Source organism: bacterium, from assembly GCA_041648665.1.
GTDB lineage: Bacteria > UBA10199 > UBA10199 > 2-02-FULL-44-16 > JAAZCA01 > JAFGMW01.
In genome coordinates, this window is sequence record JBAZOP010000165.1 from 1 (window position 1) to 4,034 (window position 4,034).

At 59.3% G+C, this 4,034-nt stretch carries 6 protein-coding genes; all 6 read right to left on the minus strand.

Annotated features, from left to right (window positions below):
* Window positions 1-70: 70 nt before the first annotated feature.
* The gene (terL, locus tag WC683_19975; GenBank protein MFA4974887.1) at window positions 71-1,513 is read right to left on the minus strand and encodes a phage terminase large subunit; all 1,443 of its coding nucleotides are present in this window, start codon (window positions 1,511-1,513) and stop codon (window positions 71-73) included.
* Complete coding sequence (locus WC683_19980; GenBank protein ID MFA4974888.1) at window positions 1,458-1,904, minus strand: hypothetical protein; 447 nt, start codon at window positions 1,902-1,904, stop codon at window positions 1,458-1,460. The genes terL and WC683_19980 overlap by 56 nt, the downstream gene beginning before the upstream one ends.
* A 1-nt stretch (window position 1,905) precedes the next feature.
* On the minus strand, window positions 1,906-2,496 hold the full coding sequence (locus WC683_19985) for a hypothetical protein (protein MFA4974889.1): 591 nt from the start codon (window positions 2,494-2,496) through the stop codon (window positions 1,906-1,908).
* Window positions 2,493-3,341 (minus strand): MT-A70 family methyltransferase, encoded by an 849-nt coding sequence (locus WC683_19990; GenBank protein MFA4974890.1) that lies wholly within the window; start codon window positions 3,339-3,341, stop codon window positions 2,493-2,495. The genes WC683_19985 and WC683_19990 overlap by 4 nt, the downstream gene beginning before the upstream one ends.
* A 243-nt stretch (window positions 3,342-3,584) precedes the next feature.
* Window positions 3,585-3,749: a hypothetical protein gene (locus WC683_19995; GenBank protein MFA4974891.1), complete on the minus strand. Its 165-nt coding sequence runs from the start codon at window positions 3,747-3,749 to the stop codon at window positions 3,585-3,587.
* A gap of 22 nt (window positions 3,750-3,771) precedes the next feature.
* On the minus strand, window positions 3,772-4,034 hold a 263-nt coding region (locus WC683_20000; protein ID MFA4974892.1), incomplete at its 5' end, for a hypothetical protein.

Here is a 4,034-nt window from a genome sequence, read left to right on the forward strand (position 1 = left end):
CGTAGAACCCCGAGGCGGTGACGTAAACGTCGCCTTCTTCCTGTGTCGTGGTTTTTTTCTTTGGCATAGTCTATCCGAATCCCGGGATCTCGTCCCATTCCGTGCTGCCGAACGACGGCGCGGGGTCTCCGAGGGCTTCCTCGAGGGAGGGGCCGTCGCCGCGCACGAACCCCCCGAGCGTGAGATCGGAGAAAGATCCGCTCAGGGTATCGACGATATCGTCGTGCTTCCCGGTAGGAAACGCGGAAACTTCATCGAGGAAAGCGGCGTTCCAGGACCCCCGTACGATCTTCACGTTGCCGGCTTCTGCCGCCGCGCTGACGGGGCGGGCCCGCTCCACTTTCGATCCTGTCGAGGGAACGCCCTTGAAGGCATACCCCCGGAGGACGTAGCGGGCATAGTGGTCGATGATGCCCTTCCCCGAGGAGCCCGGTTCCTGCTCCATGCGGATCGATGTGTCGGGACCATCCAGATCGGCGGTCTGCCGGATGAGCGCCTCCACGCCCGCTGGATTCTCCTGCGTGCGGCGGACATCGATGACGTAGAAGGCCCCGTCCTTCTCCCCGAGGAGGAGCCCGCAGGTGTAGTCTCCGCCCTTTGCCGTGGCGGCGATATCCCAGCGGCGCACCCTGTTGCAGTCCGAAGGGTAGGCGCCTACGATCTCGAACCAGTGCCGTTTGAAGAGCCCGCCTTCCGACGGGGCCGGGCGCTGCTGGTAGAGTGCCGCCCAGAAATACGAGCCCAGCGTGCGCCGGACCTTCTCCAGCTCCGGCAGGGAGAAGCGATCGGGCCAGAGGGGGTCGCCCGCCGAGCGGCCCAGCGGATCGCCTTCTTCGGCAAGCGCGGGGAAATTGATGATCGCCCATTGATCTCCCCCTTGCCGCATGTCTTCCAGGAGCCGTCCGCCGAGGTCGTCTTCGTGCCAGCGGGTCATGATCAGGATGATCGCGCCGCCAGGCTCCAGCCGCGTGTAGAGCGTGGACCGATACCACTCCCAGGTCTTCTCGCGGTAGGTCTCGGAGGCGGCCTGTTCGGCATTTTTCACAGGATCGTCGATTAAAATTAAATTCGCGCCTTTTCCCGTGATCGGGCCCCCGACGCCTGCCGTGACCATGCCGCCCGCGTGCCCCTTGATATCCCAGCGGGACGCCGCCGAGGAGTCGCTGCTGACTTCCACCCGCTCCAGGAAGGACAGCCCGCCGTGCTCCTCGATCAGTTCCCGGGCCCGCCGCCCCCACTGCGCGGCGAAGTCGGCCTCGTAGCTGGTGAGGATAATTTTGCGGTCCGGGAACGTTCCGAGATACCAGGCGGCGAAATACTTTGATATGAACTCGGACTTCCCATGCCGGGGCGGGAGGAAGACCATGAGCCGTTTTAGCCTTCCGGCGGCGACTTCCAGGAGGCGGTTATTGAGATAGTCGAGGTGCTTCGCGCACAGCCACCTGCCTTTGCTGGCCTTAACTGCGAACGTCGCCGGACTGACCAGCGAGTGCAGCGCGGACTTTTCGGTCATACTCCTTGAAGGCTTCCGATCCGAGGATCTGTTCGATATCGAAGATCATGGCGATGGGTTCGCCGTCTTTGCCTGTGCTCTCGATGCGCTCCACGTAGCCGCGATTCTTGCCGATGGTCGCCAGGTGGAACTTGATCGCCCAGCCTTCGCCCCGGTCCCGGGCCTCGAAGAGGGCGACTTCGGACTTGTCGAGTTCGAGCTCCCGCAGGTCCGCGATCTTCTGTTTGATGGCGGGCTCGCTCTCGGCGCGGCGGGTGAGCGTGGAGGGGGCGCAGCCGAGGGATTTCGCAGCCAGGCGGATCATGCCGCGGGAGTCGTCGAGGGCTTCGCAGACCTGCTTATTGGAGTAGCGGCGGTTTTTGCGTGTGTCGGGGGGGGTTTCGTCGGGCATGTCAGGATACCTCTTTGAGCGTGTAATGGGGGGCGGATTCGTTGACAACCGAATAATCGCCCTGTGAATAGGAATCGGTCAATTGCCGCTGGTAGCTGAACGACATGGTACTCAAGAGGGCACTCTCCAGAACGGCGCAGGGAACGGCGATGTTGTGCGTTTCATAGCCCCGATTCCGTGCGGGCGGGATGTGATAGCTCCGCATCCAGTCGTCTTTGTTCGAGTCCCAGGCCAGTTTCAGTTGTGTCACCGGGTAGATTTTGACGAGCTGGGAAGGGGCATACACGGCGAAGATGTATTCGGCGTCAATGGTGTAGATCCAGCCCGGTTTGACGCACTCACCGTTTTTCCAGACGCTGCAGGTCTCGATCAGGAAGTCGCCCGAAAAAGGGCGGGTTCGCCACTTCTCCTGCGTGCGGATCTCTTCGCCGCTGGCGAGCTGCACAACGGTATCTATCCCGACCCGCTGCCGCTGCCCGAAGGGGAGGCGGGTTATCTTGACGACATTCTTGAAGTAATTTTTATAAATGTCGTCGATGGCGCCCTCTTTACTCTGCGAGAAGGCGAGCTGCTCGTTGAAGGAGTGGATCATACTTCGTTCCCCCATGCGGCCCACCCTTCCCGATTGGTTCGGGCGAAGAGTTCGATCCGGCTTTGTTCGGGGAACATCCGCTCGATCATGGTGTAGACGCAGGCGGGCTTTTCGCTGTGCCCTTCTCTCGGGCTCCGGATGACAGAATCAAAACGGTTCTCCGGATCGGGCGTCTTAAAGTTGCCCTTTATCCCGACCAATAAGAGTTCGTGTTGGATGCGGAACCAATACCCCATGCCCTTCTTCTCTTTGTCCCAGATGGCACAGGTGCGATACGTGAAACCCCAAGCATTCAACACTTCGAGCGATTCTTCCAGCTTGGGGGCCGTGGTCCACAGGAGGAGGATGGCATCATCGGCGGCGGGAACTTTCAGGGCTTTTATCTCCTCCAGATCCATTGTAGGATATTGGTTCTCGATCTCCCGCGTGCCCGTCTCGCTGAACTCGTAGCGCCACGGTGGATCTGCCAGAATCACAGAATACTGCCCGGCCGGTGTTGGGAGCGGCTTCTTCTCTTCGTGCTTGATCATCTGGATAATACCACGAACATCGCCCGAAGTGAGTTTCTTTGTATTTCCCCTCCCTGCGCCCCGTTTTCCATTTAGACGGCTTGTGATTTTTTCCATAGCCTTTTCTCTTATTTCTGGCTCCCGAAGGGAGAACAAAGGCCGTGCTGCCCTTTCGGTCATGTTGACCATGGTCAATTCTTTGGGAACGCCCCGGCTCTCCAGTTCTTTACAGAGATCCAGATAGTTCTCAATCAAGCGAACTGCATGTGGTAGCTTCTCGCACCAATCGGCGCCCTGCTCCTCACACTTTTTATAGAAAGCAATGCAACGGCTCAATGCCCGATCCTCCTATTGCGTGGTTGGTCGTGGTATCGGGCCGTGCCTTCTGCCAGGAACACGCGGCCCGGTTTTGCATTTACGGTCATGATTTCTGGTGCCTCCCTTCTATGGTGTTGGAAAGCAGTTTCCCGCACTTTTTACAGGTAAACTCGATTTTGAGTTCCACCCGGTCATTCGGCGCATCCCACGATTTGGCGGTTATCGCAAGGGAATTCCAGGGATGCTCGCAAGTTGGTATGATCATTCGCTCTCCCCCGCCCAATCAAATTCGCCCTGCTCGATCCGCTCGACCAGGCGCTCGATCTCCTCGTCCACCTCGCAGGGATAGTAGAGGTCGCTGGATACCTCGGCCAGGCGACCGTTCAGGTAATCCAATACGGCTTCTTTCTTCAGAAATTGACTCATTCTCCCACCAACCGATCTACAGTCATTGATACATCCCTCCATACGGCTCCTGCACGGGCCCGCCCGATTGCTGCTCCATGAGCGCGATCCCGCCCGCGATCATGCTCTTGTAGACCTGGACAATGGTCGCGGCAAAGGCGGGATACCGGGCGGCGAACTCTTCATACGACCGAAATTCCTCGTGCTCCTTGATGACGCCCGGATCGTCCATGCTCGATTTCGTCACGAAGAACCCGAGATAATTTTGGTGGACGATCCAGAGCAGGCGCTCGTCCTCGTCCTCGA